Consider the following 20,859-nt stretch of genomic DNA (forward strand, 5'->3'; position numbering starts at 1 on the left):
ATTAAACGGCGAGGGCCGGTCTGCAGCAATGATCGCCCATGTTTGCCACTCTCGTCGCATAATGTCGGCTTAATCGGCCGGCGGCCTAATGTACCTTTTTCCACGAGGCTTACCATGCGTGTACTGGTTTGCGAAGACGATGAACTGATCGCCAGCGGGATCGTCGCCGGTCTTACGGCCCAGGGCCTGACCGTCGAGCACGTGGGGTCGGCCTCGGCGGCGCGGGCGATGATCGGCGTGGCCGAGTTCGATGTCATGGTGCTGGACCTGGGGCTGCCCGATGAGGATGGTCTTAAACTGCTCAAGCAATTGCGCCAGCAAGGGCTGGAGATTCCGGTGCTGATCCTCACTGCGCGGGATTCGGTGACCGATCGGGTGGACGGTTTGCAAGCCGGCGCCGATGACTATCTGCTCAAGCCTTTCGACCTGCGGGAGCTGGCGGCGCGCCTGCACACGTTGTTGCGCCGCGTGGCGGGTCGTAGCGTCAACCTGATCGAGCACGGTCGCCTGACTTACGATCCCAGCAGCCGCGAAACCCTTCTGGATGGCCAGCCGGTGGATCTATCCAGGCGTGAGCAGTCACTGTTGCAGGCGCTGTTGCACAGCCGTGGCCGGGTGTTGTCCACCGAGCAGCTCAAGGACAGCGTGTACGGCTTCAATGACGAACTGGAAAGCAACGCCCTCAACGTCCACATCCATCACCTGCGGCGCAAGCTCGGCAACGGGATTGTCGAGACGGTACGCGGGCTGGGTTATCGCCTGGGACCGGCCGATGGTGGAGAACCTTCCAAGTGATGAGCTTGCGATTGCGCCTGAGCCTGACCCTGGGCGCGGCCTTCATTCTGATCTGGGCCCTGGCGGCGGCGTGGATGCTCAGCGATCTGCGCAACCAGATGATGTTTTCCCTTGATCAGCGGCTGGTGGCGTCGGCGCGGATGGTCGCAGGACTGTTGGAGCAATTGCCGCCGCTGCCGAGCAAGGGCGAGGGCACGCATTTCAGCGCCGAGCAGTTGAGCATCCCCGGGGGCATGGCCTGCCAGGTCAGCTCCTTGCGGGGCGAAATCCTGGCCCGCAGCCATGGTACGCCTGAGCAGGTCCTGGAAGCCGAGAAAATGGGGTTCCACGACCAGATGATCGACGGCGCGCCCTGGCGCAGCTTCACCCTGGCCCGGGGCGATGTGCGCATTACCACCGCCGACCGCCAGACCGAACGGGAAGCCCTGAACCTGTCGATTCTGTTGGCAGCCTCGGTGCCGGTGGGAGTGGCGTTGCTCGGCTGCCTGTGCCTGCTGTGGCTGGGCATTGGCCAGGGCCTGGCGCCACTTAACCGTATGCGCGACGCGCTGATGCGCCGCAATGCCGACTCCCTGGAACCTCTCCAGATCCATCCATTGCCCAGTGAGCTGCGCCCCCTGCTGGAAACCCAGAATCAGCTGTTCCAGCGTATCGGCAAGACCATCGAGCGCGAGCGCAGGCTGACCGGCGATGCGGCCCATGAACTGCGCAGCCCTTTGACGGCCATCAAGACTCACCTGCAAGTGGCGCGCATGACCGAAGGGGTCGCACGTGACCAGTCCCTGGCTCGGGCCGAGGAGGGCGCTGACCGATTGCATCGCACACTCGAGCAGTTGCTGTTGCTGGCTCGGGTGGAGGGCAGCCTGTCCTTCGACGATGGGGTGCAATGCAACGCCGAACAGGTCGCGCGGCTGGCGATCCATGACGCGGCCAATGGCGATTCCGGGCGAATCAGTCTGCTGGTCTCTCCTGGGGTGTCCGATGCACCGGTGCAGATGCCGGCGGTGCTTTCCATCGCTGCGTTGCGCAACCTGCTGGATAACGCGCTGCGTCATACCCCGGAGGATACCGTGGTGGAACTCAGTCTGGAGATGATTGGGCAGCGGGTCCGTTTCCGGGTTCGCGACCATGGTCCCGGCATTGCCACCGATGATATCCAGCACCTGACCCAGCGCTTCTGGCGCAACGGCCAGAGCACCGGTTGCGGCCTGGGGCTCGCGATCGTCCAGGCCATCGTCCAGCGTTGTGGGTGCGGCCTGCATTTCGACAGCCGTCCGGATGGGTTGCGGGTGGAGTTGACGATGCCGGTGCAGGTTTCATAGCGACACGCTGCAAGGACGCTACCTTGTAGTTTCCTGCAATCATTCCCATTGGCGCCCCCGGCTTATCCGGGTCTATGTTTTTTTCAGCTCGACTCAAGGACTGAGGAAAACAGCGTCATGGACACGTTCATCGAAATCAGTACCGCCGCGCCCGGCGATGCCGGCATCGTCAGCCGGATCGCCGAGCGCTCCATCCGGGTCGGTTGTGCCGCAGAACACCGTAACGACCCGCGCATCGTGGCCGCCTGGACCCGCAACAATACCCCCGCGTGCATTCGCCCCTGGGTGGTCGATCCGCGATTGCGCCTGACCCTGGCGCGTCTGCATGGTCGACCGGTGGGCGTCGCGATGGCGTCGGTCAGTGGTCGGATCGCGTTCTGCTATGTGCAGCCGGAGTGGTTTCGGCGCGGGGCCGGGCGGGCGCTGGTGCAGGACATCGAGGCGTGGTTGCGTGGCCGCGGACTCGCCCGGATTCGCCTCAACAGCACAAGCACCAGCTATGGGTTCTATCGCCGCCTGGGGTTTGAGCAAAGCGCCAAGGCGTTTGCCATCGGCGGTGTCGCGGCCATTGCGATGCACAAGTCACTGGGCTAACGGTTGAAGCATTAGATCAGGGTGCTGGCTGCCCAATGCAGGCTGGTCAAGCCCATCCCCGTGGGAGCAAAGCTTGCTCGCGATAGCGGCGAACCAGCCTAAGCCGTTGTCGACTGACTGGCCTCAATCGCGAGCAAGCTTTGCTCCCACAGGGCTCGCAGGGTGTCCGCGGCTACTTGAACCGCCGCTCTACGCCTTTCTCCACGAGGATCTTCGCCGAAATCTCCTCCACGGAAAAATGCGTGGAGTTGATGTGGGGGATGTTTTCCCGTCGGAACAGGTTTTCCACCTCGCGCACTTCGAATTCACACTGGGCGTAGCTCGAATAGCGACTGTTGGGCTTGCGCTCGTTGCGGATCGCGGTGAGGCGGTCCGGGTCGATGGTCAGGCCGAACAGCTTGTGCTGATGGGCGCGCAGGGCGCTGGGCAGTTGCAGGCGTTCCATGTCTTCTTCGGTCAGCGGATAGTTGGCCGCGCGGATGCCGAACTGCATCGCCATGTACAGACACGTCGGTGTCTTACCACAACGCGACACCCCCACTAGGATCAGGTCGGCCTTGTCGTAATAATGCGTGCGGGCGCCGTCATCGTTGTCCAGCGCGAAGTTGACCGCCTCGATCCGCTCCATGTAATTGGAGTTGTGACCGATGGAGTGGGATTTGCCGACCGAGTAGGAAGAATGCTCGCTCAGCTCCTGCTCCAGGGGGGCCAGGAAGGTAGAAAAAATGTCGATCATGAAACCATTGGACGTTGCGAGAATCTCACGGATGTCTTGATTGACGATGGTATCGAAGATGATCGGGCGAAAGCCGTCGGTTTCGGCGGCTTTATTGATTTGCTGTACCATCGCCCGCGCCTTGTCGACGCTGTCGATGTACGGACGTGTCAGCTTGGTGAAGGTAATGTTTTCGAACTGCGCCAGTAGGCTTTGGCCCAGGGTTTCGGCGGTGATGCCGGTACCATCGGAGATAAAGAAAGCAGATCGTTTCATTTGCACCTTGGGCCTTAAGCTAATAGCGTTTCTTGGATATGATAGGCGCGATTTGCCGGCCGCCAATGGCCAGCATTCTCACTTATTTTCCAGGTCCAGGCCATATCGCCGGCCAACGCTCCCCAGGAGTCGCCGGTGCCTTGAGCTTTTCCAACACAGTTAGTGGAGAGATCACCTTGGTAGAGTACGTAGTTTCCCTCGATAAGCTCGGCGTCCATGATGTGGAGCATGTGGGGGGCAAGAACGCATCCCTGGGCGAGATGATCAGTAACCTCGCCGGTGCCGGCGTATCGGTGCCGGGTGGCTTCGCCACGACAGCTCAGGCTTATCGTGATTTCCTGGAACTGAGCGGCCTGAACAAGCAGATCCACGATGCGCTCGATGCCCTGGATGTCGATGACGTCAATGCCCTGGCCAAGACCGGCGCCCAGATCCGCCAATGGATCATGGAAGCCGAATTCCCCGAGCAACTGAACAGCGAAATCCGTACCGCTTTCGCCAAGCTCTCCGAAGGCAACCCCGACATCGCTGTCGCCGTGCGCTCCTCGGCCACCGCCGAAGACCTGCCAGACGCTTCCTTTGCCGGCCAGCAGGAAACCTTCCTGAACATTCGTGGTGTGGAAAACGTCATCCGCGCCGCCAAGGAAGTCTTCGCTTCCCTTTTCAACGACCGTGCCATTTCCTACCGCGTGCACCAGGGCTTCGACCACAAGCTGGTCGCCCTGTCCGCCGGCGTGCAGCGCATGGTCCGTTCCGAAACCGGCACCGCCGGCGTGATGTTCACCCTCGACACCGAGTCGGGCTTCCGTGACGTGGTGTTCATCACCGGCGCCTACGGCCTGGGTGAAACCGTTGTACAGGGCGCGGTCAACCCGGACGAGTTCTATGTCCATAAAGGCACGCTGCAGGCCGGTCGCCCGGCCATCCTGCGCCGTAACCTGGGCAGCAAGGCCATCAAGATGATCTACGGCGACGAAGCCAAGGCCGGTCGTTCGGTGAAAACCGTCGATGTGGACAAGGCCGAGCGCGCCCGTTTCTGCCTGACCGACGCCGAAGTCAGCGAGCTGGCCAAGCAGGCGATGATCATCGAGCAGCACTACAAGTGCCCGATGGACATCGAATGGGCCAAGGACGGTGACGACGGCAAGCTGTACATCGTGCAGGCCCGTCCGGAAACCGTGAAGAGCCGCACCCAGGCCAACGTCATGGAGCGCTACCTGCTCAAGGAAACCGGCACCGTGCTGGTGGAAGGCCGTGCCATCGGCCAGCGCATCGGCGCCGGCAAGGTGCGGATCATCAAGGACGTCTCGGAAATGGACAAGGTCCAGGCCGGCGACGTGCTGGTCTCCGACATGACCGACCCGGACTGGGAGCCGGTGATGAAGCGCGCCAGCGCCATCGTCACCAACCGTGGCGGCCGTACCTGCCACGCGGCGATCATCGCCCGTGAACTGGGTATCCCGGCGGTGGTGGGTTGCGGCAACGCCACCCAGTTGCTCAAGGACGGCCAGGGCGTGACTGTTTCCTGCGCCGAAGGCGATACCGGCTACATCTTCGAAGGTGAGCTGGGCTTCGACATCAAGAAGAACTCCGTGGACGCCATGCCGGAGCTGCCGTTCAAGATCATGATGAACGTCGGCAACCCGGACCGTGCCTTCGACTTCGCGCAGTTGCCGAACGCCGGCGTGGGCCTGGCCCGCCTGGAGTTCATCATCAACCGCATGATCGGCGTGCACCCCAAGGCGTTGCTGAACTACGGCGGCTTGCCGCCAGAGATCAAGGACAGCGTCGACAAGCGCATTGCCGGCTACGACGATCCGGTCGGTTTCTATGTCGAGAAGCTGGTGGAAGGTATCAGCACCCTGGCGGCGGCGTTCTGGCCGAAAAAGGTCATCGTGCGCCTGTCGGACTTCAAGTCCAACGAATACGCCAACCTGATCGGCGGCAAGCTCTACGAGCCGGAAGAAGAAAACCCGATGCTGGGCTTCCGCGGTGCTTCGCGCTATATCAGCGAGACGTTCCGTGACTGCTTCGAACTCGAATGCCGTGCCCTCAAGCGCGTACGCAATGACATGGGCCTGACCAACGTCGAGATCATGGTGCCGTTCGTGCGCACCCTGGGTGAAGCGAGCCAGGTGGTCGACCTGCTGGCGGAAAACGGCCTGGCCCGTGGCGAGAACGGCCTGCGGGTGATCATGATGTGCGAACTGCCCTCCAACGCGATCCTGGCGGAAGAGTTCCTGGAGTTCTTCGACGGTTTCTCCATCGGCTCCAACGACCTGACCCAGTTGACCCTGGGCCTGGACCGCGACTCCGGGATCATTGCGCACCTGTTCGATGAGCGGAACCCGGCGGTCAAGAAGCTGCTGGCCAATGCCATTGCCGCCTGCAACAAGGCTGGCAAGTACATCGGCATCTGCGGCCAGGGCCCTTCGGACCACCCGGACCTGGCCAAGTGGCTGATGGAGCAGGGCATCGAAAGCGTGTCGTTGAATCCGGACTCCGTACTGGAAACCTGGTTCTTCCTGGCCGAGGGCCAGGGCGCGGCCTGAGTGGAGCGGGGCCTCTAACGGCACCGATGAGTTGAGCTGCAAATCTGTGGGAGCGAGCCTGCTCGCGAAAGCGCTGTGTCAGTCGCCATCAATGGGCCTGATCCATTGAATTCGCGAGCAGGCTCGCTCCCACAAGGCTTTGTCGCCAAGCCCCTTTGATTTAAGTAGGGCGGGCTCCTGTCGGAAGCCGCCCTTTTTTGTGCAAGAGTATTATGCAAAGCAGCAGCAACCTTTTTCCTGTCGCCCTGATCAGCGCCGAGCGGCGTGGCGATCTGAGCGAAGATGTCTACCGGCTGAAACCCGGCAACAGCCCGGACCCCAGCGTCGAACTGGCTGTCACCCGCCTGGGCATGGCCGACGCCGGACAGGTCCGCGGCGTCCCGGTGATCCTGTTGCACGGCAGCTTCTCCAACCGGCGCTTCTGGTACTCGCCCAAGGGGCTGGGCCTGGGTGCGTATCTGACGCGGTTGGGATTCGATGTGTGGGTTCCCGAGATGCGCGGCCATGGGCTGTCCCAGCGCAACCAGGGTTACCGCAACAATCGCGTGGCCGACTATGCCCGCTATGACTTGCCGGCCATCGGCGCCTTCGTGCGCGAGCAGAGTGGACAAGTGCCGCACTGGCTCGGCCATTCCCTGGGCGGCATCACCCTGGCGGCAGCCTTGGGTGGCCACTATCTGGGCGAACCGGGCGTGGCGTCAGCGGCGTTCTTCGGCACCCAGGTCAGCCGCACCTACTGGCCGCTGAAAATTCCACCCGTGGAGTGGGGCGGACGGTTCATCCTCAAGCGTTTTGCGCAGTTGTCCGGCTCCCGACTCAAGCGCGGCCCGGAGGACGAACCCATCGGCCTGGCCCTGGAGAGCATGCGTTGGTACGGCTTGTTCGGACGGTTCGGCGATGCCGAGAAGGACTGGTGGGCTGGGCTGGCTGAGGTGCAAGTGCCAGTGCTCGCAGTGAGCGCCGCCGGCGATCATCAGGATCCGACCTGGGCTTGCCGCAAGCTCTTCGAACAGATGGGAGCCGAGCGTAAGCAGTTTGTCTGCCTGGGCCGGGAGCATGGCTTCGGTGACGATTTCGGTCATGTGGAGATGCTGGTCAGCAAGGCTGCCCAGGCCGAGGTCTGGCCTTTGGTGGCGCGTTGGCTGGAGGAGCAGAGCATCCCTGTGCCGGCAACCCTGCCGGTTCTGGCCGAGGCGGTTTGAGGCGAAGGGCATTTCGCTCTGGTCGGCTTGCGGATAAGATATGACGCGTTAAACGGTTCCGGTCACAAACGGTTGCTCATCCAGTCTGACGTTCCAGCCTTCCAGGAGTTGTTCGATGAACCATTACCTCACGCCCGACCTGTGCGATGCCTACCCGGACCTGGTGCAGGTGTTGGAACCGATGTTCAGCAATTTCGGCGGCCGCGATTCGTTTGGCGGTGAAATCGTGACCATCAAGTGCTTCGAGGACAACTCCCTGGTCAAGGAGCAGGTCGAACTCAAGGGCGACGGTAAGGTACTGGTCGTCGACGGTGGGGGCTCGCTGCGCCGGGCGCTGTTGGGCGACATGCTGGCCGAGAAAGCGGCGAAAAACGGCTGGGAAGGGCTGGTGATCTACGGCTGCATCCGCGACGTGGATGTCATCGCCCAGACCGATCTCGGTGTCCAGGCCCTCGCCAGCCATCCCATGAAAACCGACAAGCGTGGTATCGGTGATCTTAACGTCGCCGTGACCTTTGCCGGCGTGACGTTTCGTCCGGGTGAATATGTCTATGCGGACAATAACGGCGTGATCGTCTCGCCAAGCCCGTTGAAAATGCCTGAATGAAGCGTCAAAGCCGTAAGGGATGAGGATGTTCGAGGAAGAAAACGCGCAGTGGGGGCTGGTGCATGCCCTGGTGCTGGACGGTAAGGGCGGCGCACGTTCGATTGCCCGGACCGAGCTCGACGATCTGCAGTTGCAGGCGCACGAAAGCCTGTGGCTGCATTGGGATCGCAGCCATCCGCAGACCCATACCTGGCTGCGTAAATCCAGCGGACTGAGCGAGTTCAACTGCGATCTGCTGCTTGAGGAAAATACCCGGCCGCGCCTGTTGCCGTTGCCCGAAGCCGAGCTGCTGCTGTTTCTCAGAGGCATCAACCTCAACCCGGGTGCCGAGCCGGAAGACATGGTTTCGGTGCGGATTTTCGCCTCCGCCCAGCGCGTAATCTCCCTGCGTCTTCGTCCTTTGCGCGCCACCGATGAGCTACTGGCGCACCTGGCCGAAGGCAAGGGACCGAAAACCGCGTCGGAACTCATTCTTTATATGGCGCAGTACCTGACCAACAAGGTCCAGGATCTGGTTTCCCAGCTCTCGGAAATCGTCGATGGCGAAGAAGAAATGCTCGATGCCGACGAACGGTATACCCCCGAGCACGACGCCATTTTGCACATTCGTCGTCGGGCCGCCGGACTGAAACGGTTCCTGGCGCCGCAGCGGGACATTTTCGGCCAGATGTCGCGAATCAAACTGCCGTGGTTCGTCGAGGACGACGGCGATTACTGGAATGAATTGAACAACAGCCTGACCCGCTATCTCGAGGAGCTGGAATTGACCCGAGAGCGCGTGGGGCTTGTGCTGGAGGCTGAAGACCGGCGCCTTTCCGTGCGCATGAACCGGACGATGTATCGCTTCGGCATCGTCACCGGGATCTTCTTGCCGATGAGTTTTCTCACGGGCCTGCTGGGCATCAATGTCGGCGGTATCCCATTTTCCCAAAGCCCCTACGGCTTTCTGGTCGCCTGCCTGCTGATGGCCGGCGTGGCCCTGGGACAGTGGTGGCTGTTCCGTCGTCTGCGCTGGGTGTGACAGGTTTCATGTGACCCGACGAAATTTGATCGCGTCTTTCACAGACATCACGAGAGGTGCGTATGCACGATCCGTTTGAACAGTCTTTGCGCGACATGCTCAAGGCTTCGCCGTCCAGCCGGGATGACGATGCATGCCTGGGGCGTGTGCTGAAAACCGCCAACCGCCAGGTCGGCGCCGGTGATCTGTTCAGCCTGCTGGGCCGTTGGCTGCCCGCGCTGATGATCGCCTTGAACAACGGGTCGGCCCATGTCTCGCCGGTTTCCCGTCGTAAACCTGTCACCCGCACCGCTGATAAGGCTGATTGAATATGGAACTGAATCTCTGGACCCAGAGCCTCGTCGCGGCAATGACTGCGTTGTGGACCAAAGTGGCCAATTTCATCCCGAACCTCTTCGGTGCCCTGGTGGTGGTGCTGTTGGGGTTCGTCGTGGCCAAGCTGCTGGACACGCTGCTTTCCAAGCTGCTCGCCAAACTGGGTCTGGATCGCCTGATGGGCGGCACGGGCTTGACCAAGTTGCTGTCCCGTGGCGGCATCCAGGTACCGATCTCGACCCTGGTGGGCAAGATTGTCTATTGGTTCGTGCTGCTGATTTTTCTCGTCTCCGCGGCTGAGTCCCTGGGACTGCAGCGGGTTTCGGCAACCCTCGACATGCTTGCGCTGTACCTGCCCAAGGTGTTCGGGGCGGCCCTGGTGTTGCTGGTCGGCGTACTGCTGGCTCAATTGGCCAACGGGCTGGTGCGCGGCGCAGCCGAAGGCGTAGGTCTGGATTACGCCTCGGGCCTGGGGCGAATCGCCCAGGGCCTGGTGATCATCATCAGTATTTCTGTCGCGATCAGCCAGTTGGAGGTCAAGACCGACCTGCTCAACCATGTGATCGTGATCGTATTGATTACCGTTGGTCTGGCGATTGCGCTGGCAATGGGATTGGGAAGCCGGGAAATCGCCGGGCAGATTCTCGCGGGAATCTATGTGCGTGAGCTGTATGAAGTTGGGCAACAAGTGCGGATTGGCGAGGTTGAAGGGCAGATCGAGGAGATCGGCACGGTGAAGACCACATTGCTGACCGAGGAGGGCGAACTGGTGTCGCTCTCCAATCGGATCCTGCTGGAGCAGCATGTGAGTAGCCGCTAACCCGGCAAACTCTGCTAATGTATGCCGCCGCAAAACGCCTGCTACCGCAGGCTGCGGCGCACATTGACCTAGACCGTCGGCCCGACTTGTTTTGAACAAACCCCAATCGCTGTCCACGCGCTATGACCCCCGTGATCTCTCTGATGAGGAGTTGGTCGCGCGCGCACATACGGAGCTGTTCCACGTAACACGTGCTTACGAAGAGTTGATGCGCCGTTACCAGCGAACATTATTTAACGTTTGTGCACGTTATCTGGGGAACGATCGCGACGCTGACGATGTCTGTCAGGAGGTGATGTTGAAGGTGCTGTATGGCCTGAAGAACTTCGAGGGGAAATCGAAGTTCAAGACATGGCTATATAGCATCACCTACAACGAATGCATCACACAGTATCGCAAGGAACGGCGAAAGCGTCGCTTGATGGACGCTTTGAGCCTTGACCCTCTCGAGGAAGCGTCTGAAGAAAAGGCGCCCAAGCCCGAGGAAAAGGGTGGACTCGATCGCTGGCTGGTTTATGTGAACCCGATTGACCGTGAAATTCTGGTGCTACGATTTGTCGCAGAACTGGAATTCCAAGAGATCGCAGACATAATGCACATGGGTTTGAGCGCGACAAAAATGCGTTACAAGCGCGCTCTCGATAAGCTGCGTGAGAAATTTGCAGGCATTGCCGAAACTTAGTTCGGCGCAAATATCTCTTACGTGTAGGCAAGTTCTGATAGACTTGCCGCCGAGTTGTCCCCCGGTTTGCGGGACTGCTTCACAATCACCAGATGGGGATTTAACGGATGAAACTGAAAAACACCTTGGGCTTTGCCATTGGTTCTCTTATTGCCGCCACTTCGTTCGGCGCTCTGGCACAAGGCCAAGGCGCAGTTGAAATCGAAGGCTTCGCCAAGAAAGAGCAATTCGACAGCGCTCGTAACTTCAAGAACAACGGCAACCTGTTCGGCGGTTCGGTTGGTTACTTCCTGACCGACGACGTTGAACTGCGTCTGGGCTACGATGAAGTTCACAACGTTCGTTCCGACGACGGTCGTAACATCAAGGGCGCCAACACTGCACTGGACGCTCTGTACCACTTCAACAACCCAGGCGACATGCTGCGTCCGTACGTCTCGGCCGGTTTCTCCGACCAGAGCATCGGTCAGAACGGCTCGAGCGGTCGTAACCGTTCGACCTTCGCCAACGTTGGCGGCGGCGCCAAGCTGTACTTCACCGAGAACTTCTACGCTCGTGCCGGCGTTGAAGCTCAATACAACATCGACCAAGGCGACACCGAGTGGGCTCCAAGCGTCGGTATCGGTGTGAACTTCGGTGGCGGCTCCAAGCCTGCTGCTGCTCCAGTTCCAGCTCCAGCTGAAGTCTGCTCCGACAGCGACAACGATGGCGTGTGCGACAACGTCGACAAGTGCCCTGACACCCCAGCCAACGTAACCGTTGACGCTGATGGCTGCCCAGCGGCTGCTGAAACCGTACGTGTTGAGCTGGACGTGAAATTCGACTTCGACAAGTCGGTCGTCAAGCCAAACAGCTACGGCGACATCAAGAACCTGGCTGACTTCATGAAGCAGTACCCAGAAACCACCACCACTGTTGAAGGTCACACTGACTCCGTCGGTCCTGACGCTTACAACCAGAAACTGTCCGAGCGTCGTGCAAACGCCGTTAAGCAAGTTCTGACCAACCAGTACGGTGTTGAAGCGTCCCGCGTTCAGTCCGTTGGCTACGGCGAAACCCGCCCAGTTGCTGACAACGCCACTGAAGCTGGTCGTGCTGTTAACCGTCGCGTAGAAGCGCAGACTGAAACTAAAGCCAAGTAATTAGCTGATAGTTTGGGAAAAGCCCGGCTTATGCCGGGCTTTTCTTTGCCTGCGATTTACCCAATGCGAAGTACAGAACCTGTGGGAGCGAGCCAGCTTGCGATAGCGGTGGGTCAGCTTGCGGCAATGTCGAATGTACCGCCGCATCGCGAGCAGGCTCGCTCCCACAAAGGGGGCTGCGCCGCGCGATAGCTGTGTGGCGGACACAAGACCTGTGGGTGCGAGCCAGCTTGCGATAGCGGTGGGTCAGCTTGCGGCAATGTCGAATGTAACGCCGCATCGCGAGCAGGCTCGCTTCCACAAAGGGGGCTGCGCCGCGCGATAGCTGTGTGGCGGACACAAGACCTGTGGGAGCGAGCCAGCTTGCGATAGCGGTGGGTCGGCTTGCGACAATATTGAATGTACCGCCGCCTTCGCGAGCAAAGGGGTTACAGGGCTGAGGCCTGGCGCCATTCGGATGGAGATGTTGCCAGTTCCGCAGCACCGGCCACTGCACCGATAACCAGGATCGCCGGGCTCTTGAGTTGAAACGCACCTGCATCGGCCTCCATCGAGGCCAAGTCGCTGCGGCAGTCTCGCTGATGAGGCAGGGAGGCATTCTCGATCATGGCCACCGGGGTGTCCGCTGCCAGTCCACCGGCCAGCAGTTGCTCGCGGATCTCGCTCAGTTTCGCCACCCCCATGTACACCACCAAAGTCGTCCCGCTTTGTGCCAGGGCTTGCCAGTTCAGGCTGCTGCCGTCCTGGGTGTGGGCAGTGACCAGCGTCACGCCCCGGGCGATGCCGCGCAAGGTCAAGGGAATGTCGCACTGGGTCGCGCCTGCCAGCCCGGCCGTGATGCCATTGACCAGTTCCACTTCTATGCCATGCTCGCGCAGCCATTGCGCCTCTTCACCGCCCCGACCGAAGATGCACGGGTCGCCGCCCTTGAGGCGGACCACGCATTTGCCCTGGTGCGCATAGCGCAGCATCAGCCGATGGATGAAGGCCTGGGGCGTGGAGCGGCAGCCGCCGCGCTTGCCCACGGCGATGATGCGTGCACCGCAGCAATGTTCCAGCACTGCCTCATTGACCAGATCGTCGATCAGCACCACGTCGGCTTCGCGCAGGGCGCGTACGGCCTTGAGGGTCAGCAATTCAGGGTCGCCAGGACCCGCACCCACCAGCCAGACTTTTGCGTTCATAGTGTTTTCCTCACGAGAGAGCGGCCATCGGTCGTGCGGTGGCAACCAGCAGGCGCTTGATTTCCGGTACGCAGGAACCGCATTGCGTGCCACAGCCCAGTTCCTGTTTCAGCCCTTGCAAGTCCAACCCTCGTTCAATGCCGGCGCAGATCGCACGCTGGCTGACGTTCAAGCAGTTGCACAATGTTTTACCGCCAGCGGTCGCCGCGCCGACGTTGCCTGGTGGTGCGCTCAACGGTGCCAGCAGCCAGCGACGCAGTTGCTCATCGGCACGACCTTCCAGCCACAGGTTCTGCAGCCAATGACGGGCGAGGGTTTCGCCAGCCAGGCGGATGGCGGTGATGCGTCCGTTTTCGATCCGCACCCGTTTCCCGATGGCGCGGCGGGGATCGTCGTAAGCCAGTACCGGTCCGTCGATCAGCCCCAGTTGTTCGTCGATTGCTTGCAGCAGTGCGGGGTCAGGCGCTTCGGCGCTGGCGGCGCGAATCAGCAACGCGGGACGTTCACGGCCGGTCAAGCTCAGGCTGACGTAGGCAAACACCTCACACAGCGGACGCAATGTCTCCAGATGCTGTTGGACATCGCCTTCGATCAGGGCGAAAAGCTGCCAAGGCAGGCTCACCGGTTCCAGACGCACGCCGCTGTGTTTGAGTTCCGGTTGTTTCGACAAGGGGTCGAAAGCCGGTTGGGTCAGGGTATTGACTCCACCCTTGAGGAACCGATCGCCCCAGTGCATTGGCAGGAACGCCTGGCCGGGCCGCACGCTTTCGTCGCTGTCCACGGCCACGATCACCGCGCCACGACGACTCTTGAGGCTGACCAGATCGCCCGGTTGCAGGCGCTGGCGCTGCAGTTCGTCGGGGTGCAGGCTGAGTACGGCTTCATTCACATGACCGAACAACTGCGCGGCGGTGCCGGTGCGGCTCATGCCGTGCCACTGGTCCCGCAGTCGGCCGGTGTTGAGGGTCAACGGGTAGCGCGCGTCCCGTAGTTCCCTGGCGGCGCGATACGGTTCGGCGACAAACCGCGCCCGGCCGCTGTCGGTGGGGAAAATGCCATCCATGTACAGACGCGCCGTCCCGACCGTGGCGCCCTCAGGGAAGGGCCACTGCTGGGGGCCAAGTCGATCGATCAGCCCATGGCTGATACCGGACAGGTCGAGGTCGCGGCCTCGGGTCAATTGTTTGTATTCGTCGAACAGCTGGGCGGGTGTGTCAAAGGCGAACAGGCTGGGTTGGCCCGGCCGCAGACGTTTCTCCAGGCGTTGGGCAAAATCCACGGTAATGGCCCAGTCTGGTCGTGCTTCGCCCGGTGCGTCGATGGCCCGGCGAACGTGGGAAATTCGCCGTTCAGAGTTGGTCACCGAACCTTCCTTTTCGCCCCAACTGGCCGCTGGCAACAGCAGGTCGGCAAACCCGGCGGTTTCGGTGGTGCGGAAAGCCTCTTGCAGCACCACGAACGGGCAGGCCTGCAGGGCCTCCCGAACCGCCGTCTGGTCCGGCATCGATTGAGCCGGGTTGGTGCAGGCGATCCACAAGGCCTTGATCTTGCCGTTGCGCACCTGCTCGAACAACTCGATGGCGCTCAAGCCGGGATTGGCGGGCAGTTGCTCGACGCCCCAGTATTCGGCGACTTCGGCGCGATGCTCCGGGTTGGCGGCTTCGCGGTGGCCCGGTAACAGGTTCGACAAACTGCCGGTTTCCCGACCGCCCATAGCGTTGGGCTGGCCGGTCAACGAGAAAGGGCCTGCACCCGGACGGCCGATCTGCCCGGTGGCGAGGTGCAGGTTGATCAGGGCACTGTTCTTGGCGCTGCCGGCGGTGGACTGATTCAGGCCCATGCACCACAACGACAGGAAGCTGGGGGCCGTGCCGATGGCTTCGGCACACTGATGCAGTTGCTCGACGCTGATGCCGCATAGCTGGGCAACCATGGCGGGGGTGTAATCGCGCACCAGGCTCTTCAGGTCCGCCAGGCCTTCGGTATGGGCCTTGATGAAATCGCGATCGATCCAGTCTTCCCACAACAGCAGATGCAAAATCCCATGGAACAAGGCGACATCGGTCCCCGGCAGGATGGCCAGGTGCAGGTCCGCCAGATCGCAGGTGTCGGTGCGCCGCGGGTCGATGACAATGATCTTCATCTGCGGCCGGCGGGACTTGGCTTCTTCGAGGCGGCGAAACAGGATCGGGTGGGCGTAGGCCATGTTGCTGCCGACGATCATGACGCAGTCGCTCAGCTCCAGGTCTTCATAGTTGCAGGGCGGCGCGTCGGCGCCGAGGCTGCGCTTATAGCCCACCACCGCCGAGGACATGCACAGCCGGGAATTGCTGTCGATGTTGTTGGTGCCGACCAGGGCCCGGGCCAGCTTGTTGAAGGCGTAGTAATCCTCGGTCAGCAACTGGCCGGAGATGTAGAACGCGACACTGTCGGGGCCGTGCTCAGCGATGGTCTTGGCGAACACGCTGGCGGCGTGCTCCAGGGCACTATCCCAGTCGGTTCGGGCACGGGACAGGCCTTTGCCCAGGCGCAGCTCGGGGTACAGGGCTCGCGCGGCGAGATCACCGGTCAGGTGCAGGGTCGAGCCTTTGCTGCACAGTTTGCCGAAGTTGGCCGGATGGGCGGGATCGCCACTGACGCCGAGGATGCGCTCGTCGTTGTGTTCGATCAGTACGCCGCAACCGACCCCGCAATAACAGCAGGTCGAGGCAGTGGTCTGGCGGTTCATCAGCTTGCGTCCCTTAGCGCCAACAGCACCCGGCCATTCTCGACCCGTGCCGAATGATGATGGGCACAGCCCACGTCCGGCGCCTGGGCCTGGCCGGTCTCCAGGTCGATCTGCCAGTTGTGCAGCGGGCAGGCCACGCGCTTGCCATAGATCAAGCCCTGGGACAACGGCCCTCCCTTGTGCGGGCAGCGGTCATCGAGTGCGAACACTTCATCGTCGCTTGTACGAAAAATCGCAATGTCGCCCTTCGGGCCGTTGATGATGCGCGAGCCCAGGGCATTGATGTCTTCCAGCGCGCAGATATCCAGCCAGTTCATGCCGGCACCTCCAGATGCTTCACGGGGATGACTTCAAACTCTTTCTTCAGCTGGGGTTGTTCCAGGCGCTGTTTCCATGGGTCCTGTTCCAGCGACAGGGAAAACTTCAGGCGCTCATGAAGGGCCTTGCGCCGCGCCGGGTCTTCGAGCACGGCTTTCTTGATGTGCTCCATGCCGACCCGCTGCATGTAATGCACGGTACGTTCGAGGTAGAAGGCTTCTTCGCGGTACAACTGCAAGAAGGCACCGTTGTATTCGCGCACTTCCTCGGCGGTCTTGAGTTTGACGAAGAACTCGGCGACCTCGGTCTTGATCCCGCCATTGCCGCCGATGTACATCTCCCAGCCGGAATCGACACCGATGATGCCCACGTCCTTGATGCCAGCTTCCGAGCAGTTGCGAGGGCAACCGGAGACGGCCAGCTTCACCTTGTGCGGCGACCACATGTTGAACAGGTCATGTTCCAGTTCGATGCCCAGTTGGGTGGAGTTCTGCGTGCCAAAGCGACAGAACTCACTGCCCACGCAGGTCTTCACGGTGCGGATGGATTTGCCGTAGGCATGGCCGGATGGCATGTCGAGGTCTGCCCATACGCCGGGCAGATCCTGCTTCTTGATGCCCAGCAAGTCGATGCGCTGGCCACCGGTGACCTTGACCATGGGCACGCTGTATTTGTCGGCCACGTCGGCGATGCGTCGCAGCTCCGCGGGCGTGGTCACGCCGCCCCACATCCGTGGGACGACCGAGTAGGTGCCATCCTTCTGGATGTTGGCGTGGGCACGTTCGTTGATCAGTCGGGATTGCGGATCGTCGTGGGCTTCGCCTGGCCAGGTGGAAATCAGGTAGTAGTTCAATGCTGGACGGCAGGTGGCGCAGCCGTTCGGGGTGCGCCAGTTCAGGTAGTTCATGGTGCCGGCGATGGTCAGCAGGTGCTCGTCGCGAATCGCCTGGCGGATCTGGCCGTGGTTGAGGTCGCTGCATCCGCAGATGGCTTTTTCGCTTTTCGGTTTGACGTCGGCCGCGCCGCCAACCGTGTTGATGAGGATCTGCTCGACCAGACCGGCGCAGGAGCCACAGGAACTGGCGGCCTTGGTGTGTTTTTTCACGTCATCGACGCTGAACAGGCCATGCTCCTGGATCGCCTTGACGATGGTGCCCTTGCACACGCCGTTGCAGCCGCAGACTTCAGCGGAATCGGCCATGCTCATGGCTTTGTCCTGGCCCTGGTGGCCGACATCGCCCAGCGCGTTCTCACCAAACATCAAGTGATCGCGGATCTCGCCGATGGCGGCGTTCTCACGGATCTGGCGGAAATACCAGCCGCCATCTGCCGTATCGCCGTACAGGCAGGCGCCGACCAGCACGTCATCCTTGATCACCAGTTTCTTGTAGACGCCGCCGATGGGGTCGGAGAGGGTGATGGTCTCGGTGCCTTCGCCGCCCATGAAGTCGCCGGCGGAAAACAGGTCGATGCCGGTGACCTTGAGCTTGGTCGAGGTCACCGAGCCTTTATAGGTGGCAAAACCCAGTTGCGCGAGGTGATTGGCGCAGACCTTGGCCTGTTCGAACAACGGGGCCACCAGGCCGTAGGCGGTGCCGCGATGGTTGGCGCATTCACCGATGGCGTAGATGCGCGGGTCATAGGTCTGCATCGTGTCGTTGACCAGGATTCCGCGACTGCACGGGATACCGGCTTTTTCCGCCAATTCGACGTTGGGGCGGATGCCCGCCGCCATCACCACCAGGTCGGCGGGGATGATGTCACCGTTCTTGAACTGCACCGAGCCGACCCGGCCATTGCCGGCGTCGTGGAGGGCCTGGGTCTGCTCGTTGAGGCGGAATTTCAGGCCACGGTCTTCCAGGGCGGTTTGCAGCAGTTGGCCGCTGGTCTTGTCCAGCTGCCGCTCCAACAGCCACTCACCCAGGTGCACCACGGTCACGTCCATGCCCCGCAGTTTCAGGCCGTTGGCGGCCTCCAGGCCCAACAGGCCGCCGCCGATCACCACGGCGTGCTTGTGGGTCTTGGCGGTTTCGATCATTGCCTGGGTGTCGGCGATGTCGCGATAGCCGATGACGCCGTCGAGCGTGTGGCCGGGAATCGGCAGAATGAACGGCGTGGAGCCGGTGGCGATCAGCAGGCGATCGTACTCGGCCTCGGTGCCGTCTTCAGCGATGACCCGACGCTTGACCCGGTCGATCTCCACGACCTTGCGGTTGAGCAGCAGGTTGATGTGGTTGTCCTGATACCAGCTCAGGTCGTTGAGGACGATTTCCTCAAAGGTTTGCTCGCCGGCGAGCACGGGGGAGAGCAGGATGCGGTTGTAGTTGGTGTGAGGCTCGGCGCCGAACACCGTGATGTCGTACAGCTCGTTGCTCAGCTTGAGCAGTTCTTCAAGGGTTCGAACCCCGGCCATGCCATTGCCGATCATCACCAGTTTGAGTTTTTTCATCAGGGTTCTCCGCAAGCCCAGACCCGGTTTCGTCACGTCTCATCACGGCGATCGGACTGGCTCGGCAATTTTCACGAAAACAAAAAAAGGCGTCCCGCTAGTGTGCTAGCGAGGACGCCTTTGTCCTGGTCCCGTTCTCTCGGGAAGCACCGCCTTCATCGTTGGAGGCGTTGCTTTATGTCTGTTGAGAGGGGATATGCAGTGGTTGTGCCAAGTGGCTCCAAGGCCGGATTTATTGCGGGAAGCGTGGGGCGGGGGGGGTGGAAGGGGATTTATTGCACCGAATCAAAGCGTGTCGCCCGGTAATGGAGCGTGGCAGACGATAGCTTTGTAGTGGCAGGCAGGCCGCTATCGCGAGCAAGCTTTGCTCCCACAGCAGATCCTCTGTGGCAGCAGATCCCCAGTGGCAGCAGGTCCTCTGTGGGAGCAAAGCTTGCTCGCGATGGGCGCGACCGGATCTCAGCTATGAAACACCAGGAACAGCAACACAATATTCACCACCAACGACACCAGCGCCAACGTCCGCCAGACCTTCAGCGGTTCCCTTTCCAGCAGTGGCCGGGGCCTGACGCTCAAGCTGCGGCGCTCGCCCTGTTCCAGCAATAACAACCATTCCTCGGCGGTCTCAAAGCGCTCGTTCGGATCCGCTGCAACAGCGCGTTCCAGGCTTTGTCCCAGCCATTCAGGCAGGTCCGGCCGATAGCGGCTGGCGCTGACCGGCACGCCAAAGCGCGGTCGCTGGAAGGCCTCGACTTCGCCGTGGGGATAGTGTCCGGTCAGCAGGAAATACAGGGTCACACCGACGGCATACAAGTCCTGCTGCGCCGTCGGTGCGACACCGCCGAAGGCTTCCGGTGCGATATAGCTGGGGGTGCCCGGTAGCACGTTGGCCTGGTCTTCGGACAGGCCGGGGCAGTACGCCAGCCCGAAATCCAACAGCCGCAGTTCGCCGTCGTCCCCCAGATGCAGGTTTTCCGGCTTGATGTCACGGTGGTAGATCTGCCGTCGATGCAGCAGGCCCACCGCCCGCACCAACCGCTGCGCCAGGTCCAGCCATTGAGCCAATGGCAAGGCGCCGGCCTGGTGGAACAGCTCGGCCAGGGTCATGCCCGGATATTCGCGCATCACGTAATACAGATGCTGGCGCTGGGGAACGCCATGAACTTCCGGAAACTGCCTTCCGGCGACCCGCTTGAGAAACCATTCTTCCGACAGCAATGCCTGCCCGGCCCGGGTGTCGTCCCGTAGCTGCCCCGGCAAGGTTTTCAGTAGCCACGGTTGGCCTTGGCCGTCGTGTACCCGGTAGAGCAGCGATTGCTGGCTCTGGCCGAGCAGCCCTTCGACCTGCCAACCCTCGAACGCCTGGCCCGGTTTCAGCGCCGGGGGAAGGGGCCATTGCTGCAGTTGGATCAGCGCATCGCCGATGCTCGCTTCGCCCAGTGCATCGACCCGTATCAGCAAGGCGCTGGCGTTGTCCTGGCTGCCGGCCAGGTGCGCGGCGTTCACCAGTGTCTGGGCGGCGAGGTTCAGGTCCGGCTGGTCCCGAAGGATGCCGGCAATGGCCGTATCCCCCAAGACCGCCCAGACGCCATCGCTGAGCAACACGAAGGTCTCTTCAGTGCGCAGTTCGCCGTCGAGAAAATCCAGAATCAAATGTTGATCCAGCCCCAGGGCGCGCTTGAGCACATGTTGCATGCCCTGCTGCTCCCAGACGTGATCCTCGCTGACCCGTTGCAGATGATCTGCGTGCCAGCGGTAGACCCGGCAATCGCCCACGTGGGCGAGGGTGAAGCGCCGGCCCCGCAGTACCAGGGCACTGACGGTGGTGAGCAACGGCTGCCCGCCACCGTTGGCCTGCAACCAACGATTCTGTGCCAGCAACAACCGGTCCAGCGCCTGGGCCACGCCCCAGGTTTGCGGCGTGGAGTAATAGTCCAGGGCCAGTGCCTGCAAGGTCGAGCGGGCGGCCAGTCCGCCGTCGGCGCATTGACTCACGCCGTCGGCAATAGCGAACAGGTAGCCTTTGCTGGCGGCCAGGGCCGGGGCCGGGGTGACCAGGCGCAGGGCGTCCTGGTTTTCCTCCCGTGGGCCGATGGCAGTGGCTTCGGCAAAACTCAGTTGCAGGCTCATGGTCGCT

17 protein-coding genes are annotated in these 20,859 nt (G+C 61.6%); 11 read left to right on the forward strand and 6 right to left on the reverse strand.

Annotation, left to right across the window (positions count from 1 at the left end):
* Positions 1–114: 114 nt before the first annotated feature.
* The 3 genes from PCOSP_RS09330 to PCOSP_RS09340 all read left to right on the forward strand — a co-directional run bounded on the left by PCOSP_RS09330 (position 115) and on the right by PCOSP_RS09340 (position 2,711).
* Positions 115–795, forward strand: coding sequence for a response regulator (locus PCOSP_RS09330; RefSeq protein WP_047701500.1), 681 nt, complete (start codon positions 115–117; stop codon positions 793–795).
* Positions 792–2,117, forward strand: coding sequence for an ATP-binding protein (locus PCOSP_RS09335; protein ID WP_464710907.1), 1,326 nt, complete (start codon positions 792–794; stop codon positions 2,115–2,117). Before PCOSP_RS09330 ends, PCOSP_RS09335 begins: the two co-directional genes overlap by 4 nt.
* A 117-nt stretch (positions 2,118–2,234) precedes the next feature.
* The gene (locus tag PCOSP_RS09340) at positions 2,235–2,711 is read left to right on the forward strand and encodes a GNAT family N-acetyltransferase (RefSeq protein ID WP_139646939.1); all 477 of its coding nucleotides are present in this window, start codon (positions 2,235–2,237) and stop codon (positions 2,709–2,711) included.
* Positions 2,712–2,883: 172 nt separating this feature from the next.
* Here PCOSP_RS09340 and ppsR read toward each other — a convergent pair whose 3' ends face one another.
* A complete protein-coding gene (ppsR, locus tag PCOSP_RS09345; RefSeq protein WP_042732259.1) occupies positions 2,884–3,702 on the reverse strand; it encodes a posphoenolpyruvate synthetase regulatory kinase/phosphorylase PpsR in 819 nt (272 codons plus the stop codon).
* Between the two features lie 176 nt (positions 3,703–3,878).
* On the opposite strand from ppsR, the gene ppsA reads away from it, so the two are divergent.
* The 8 genes from ppsA to PCOSP_RS09385 all read left to right on the forward strand — a co-directional run bounded on the left by ppsA (position 3,879) and on the right by PCOSP_RS09385 (position 12,043).
* Positions 3,879–6,254: a phosphoenolpyruvate synthase gene (gene ppsA / locus PCOSP_RS09350; protein ID WP_464710908.1), complete on the forward strand. Its 2,376-nt coding sequence runs from the start codon at positions 3,879–3,881 to the stop codon at positions 6,252–6,254.
* 212 nt (positions 6,255–6,466) lie between these two features.
* Complete coding sequence (locus tag PCOSP_RS09355; RefSeq protein ID WP_464710909.1) at positions 6,467–7,456, forward strand: alpha/beta fold hydrolase; 990 nt, start codon at positions 6,467–6,469, stop codon at positions 7,454–7,456.
* 115 nt (positions 7,457–7,571) lie between these two features.
* Positions 7,572–8,063, forward strand: a complete 492-nt coding sequence (gene rraA, locus PCOSP_RS09360) for a ribonuclease E activity regulator RraA (protein ID WP_139646933.1) — start codon at positions 7,572–7,574, stop codon at positions 8,061–8,063.
* 25 nt (positions 8,064–8,088) lie between these two features.
* Entirely contained in the window at positions 8,089–9,084 is a 996-nt protein-coding gene (locus PCOSP_RS09365; RefSeq protein ID WP_024776747.1) for a zinc transporter ZntB, read from the forward strand.
* 62 nt (positions 9,085–9,146) lie between these two features.
* On the forward strand, positions 9,147–9,392 hold the full coding sequence (locus PCOSP_RS09370; protein ID WP_014337331.1) for a hypothetical protein: 246 nt from the start codon (positions 9,147–9,149) through the stop codon (positions 9,390–9,392).
* 2 nt (positions 9,393–9,394) lie between these two features.
* Complete coding sequence (locus tag PCOSP_RS09375) at positions 9,395–10,219, forward strand: mechanosensitive ion channel family protein (protein ID WP_139646931.1); 825 nt, start codon at positions 9,395–9,397, stop codon at positions 10,217–10,219.
* Positions 10,220–10,310: 91 nt separating this feature from the next.
* Entirely contained in the window at positions 10,311–10,901 is a 591-nt protein-coding gene (gene sigX, locus PCOSP_RS09380; RefSeq protein ID WP_025212681.1) for an RNA polymerase sigma factor SigX, read from the forward strand.
* Between the two features lie 107 nt (positions 10,902–11,008).
* Positions 11,009–12,043, forward strand: a complete 1,035-nt coding sequence (locus PCOSP_RS09385) for an OmpA family protein (protein WP_139646929.1) — start codon at positions 11,009–11,011, stop codon at positions 12,041–12,043.
* Between the two features lie 428 nt (positions 12,044–12,471).
* Here PCOSP_RS09385 and cobA read toward each other — a convergent pair whose 3' ends face one another.
* The 5 genes from cobA to PCOSP_RS09410 form a co-directional block, all read right to left on the reverse strand.
* A complete protein-coding gene (gene cobA / locus PCOSP_RS09390) occupies positions 12,472–13,227 on the reverse strand; it encodes a uroporphyrinogen-III C-methyltransferase (protein ID WP_464710910.1) in 756 nt (251 codons plus the stop codon).
* A gap of 10 nt (positions 13,228–13,237) precedes the next feature.
* Positions 13,238–15,955, reverse strand: a complete 2,718-nt coding sequence (locus PCOSP_RS09395; RefSeq protein WP_464710911.1) for a nitrate reductase — start codon at positions 15,953–15,955, stop codon at positions 13,238–13,240.
* The gene (gene nirD, locus PCOSP_RS09400) at positions 15,955–16,272 is read right to left on the reverse strand and encodes a nitrite reductase small subunit NirD (RefSeq protein ID WP_024776753.1); all 318 of its coding nucleotides are present in this window, start codon (positions 16,270–16,272) and stop codon (positions 15,955–15,957) included. The genes PCOSP_RS09395 and nirD overlap by 1 nt, the downstream gene beginning before the upstream one ends.
* Positions 16,269–18,722: a nitrite reductase large subunit NirB gene (nirB, locus tag PCOSP_RS09405; RefSeq protein WP_139648914.1), complete on the reverse strand. Its 2,454-nt coding sequence runs from the start codon at positions 18,720–18,722 to the stop codon at positions 16,269–16,271. Before nirB ends, nirD begins: the two co-directional genes overlap by 4 nt.
* Positions 18,723–19,181: 459 nt before the next feature.
* A complete protein-coding gene (locus PCOSP_RS09410; protein WP_175362940.1) occupies positions 19,182–20,852 on the reverse strand; it encodes a bifunctional protein-serine/threonine kinase/phosphatase in 1,671 nt (556 codons plus the stop codon).
* Between the last annotated feature and the right edge of the window lie 7 nt (positions 20,853–20,859).

The sequence above is a fragment of the Pseudomonas sp. MAFF 730105 genome (assembly GCF_055380705.1).

Excerpts from the sequence above, each read along its gene's own strand:
- PCOSP_RS09365 (WP_024776747.1), top strand. The coding sequence starts at position 8,089 with ATGTTCGAGGAAGAAAACGCGCAGTGGGGGCTGGTGCATGCCCTGGTG.
- ppsR (WP_042732259.1), bottom strand. The coding sequence starts at position 3,702 with ATGAAACGATCTGCTTTCTTTATCTCCGATGGTACCGGCATCACCGCC.
- cobA (WP_464710910.1), bottom strand. The coding sequence starts at position 13,227 with ATGAACGCAAAAGTCTGGCTGGTGGGTGCGGGTCCTGGCGACCCTGAA.
- PCOSP_RS09355 (WP_464710909.1), top strand. The coding sequence starts at position 6,467 with ATGCAAAGCAGCAGCAACCTTTTTCCTGTCGCCCTGATCAGCGCCGAG.
- PCOSP_RS09370 (WP_014337331.1), top strand. The coding sequence starts at position 9,147 with ATGCACGATCCGTTTGAACAGTCTTTGCGCGACATGCTCAAGGCTTCG.
- PCOSP_RS09330 (WP_047701500.1), top strand. The coding sequence starts at position 115 with ATGCGTGTACTGGTTTGCGAAGACGATGAACTGATCGCCAGCGGGATC.
- PCOSP_RS09410 (WP_175362940.1), bottom strand. The coding sequence starts at position 20,852 with ATGAGCCTGCAACTGAGTTTTGCCGAAGCCACTGCCATCGGCCCACGG.
- PCOSP_RS09375 (WP_139646931.1), top strand. The coding sequence starts at position 9,395 with ATGGAACTGAATCTCTGGACCCAGAGCCTCGTCGCGGCAATGACTGCG.
- PCOSP_RS09385 (WP_139646929.1), top strand. The coding sequence starts at position 11,009 with ATGAAACTGAAAAACACCTTGGGCTTTGCCATTGGTTCTCTTATTGCC.
- nirB (WP_139648914.1), bottom strand. The coding sequence starts at position 18,722 with ATGAAAAAACTCAAACTGGTGATGATCGGCAATGGCATGGCCGGGGTT.
- PCOSP_RS09395 (WP_464710911.1), bottom strand. The coding sequence starts at position 15,955 with ATGAACCGCCAGACCACTGCCTCGACCTGCTGTTATTGCGGGGTCGGT.
- rraA (WP_139646933.1), top strand. The coding sequence starts at position 7,572 with ATGAACCATTACCTCACGCCCGACCTGTGCGATGCCTACCCGGACCTG.
- PCOSP_RS09340 (WP_139646939.1), top strand. The coding sequence starts at position 2,235 with ATGGACACGTTCATCGAAATCAGTACCGCCGCGCCCGGCGATGCCGGC.
- nirD (WP_024776753.1), bottom strand. The coding sequence starts at position 16,272 with ATGAACTGGCTGGATATCTGCGCGCTGGAAGACATCAATGCCCTGGGC.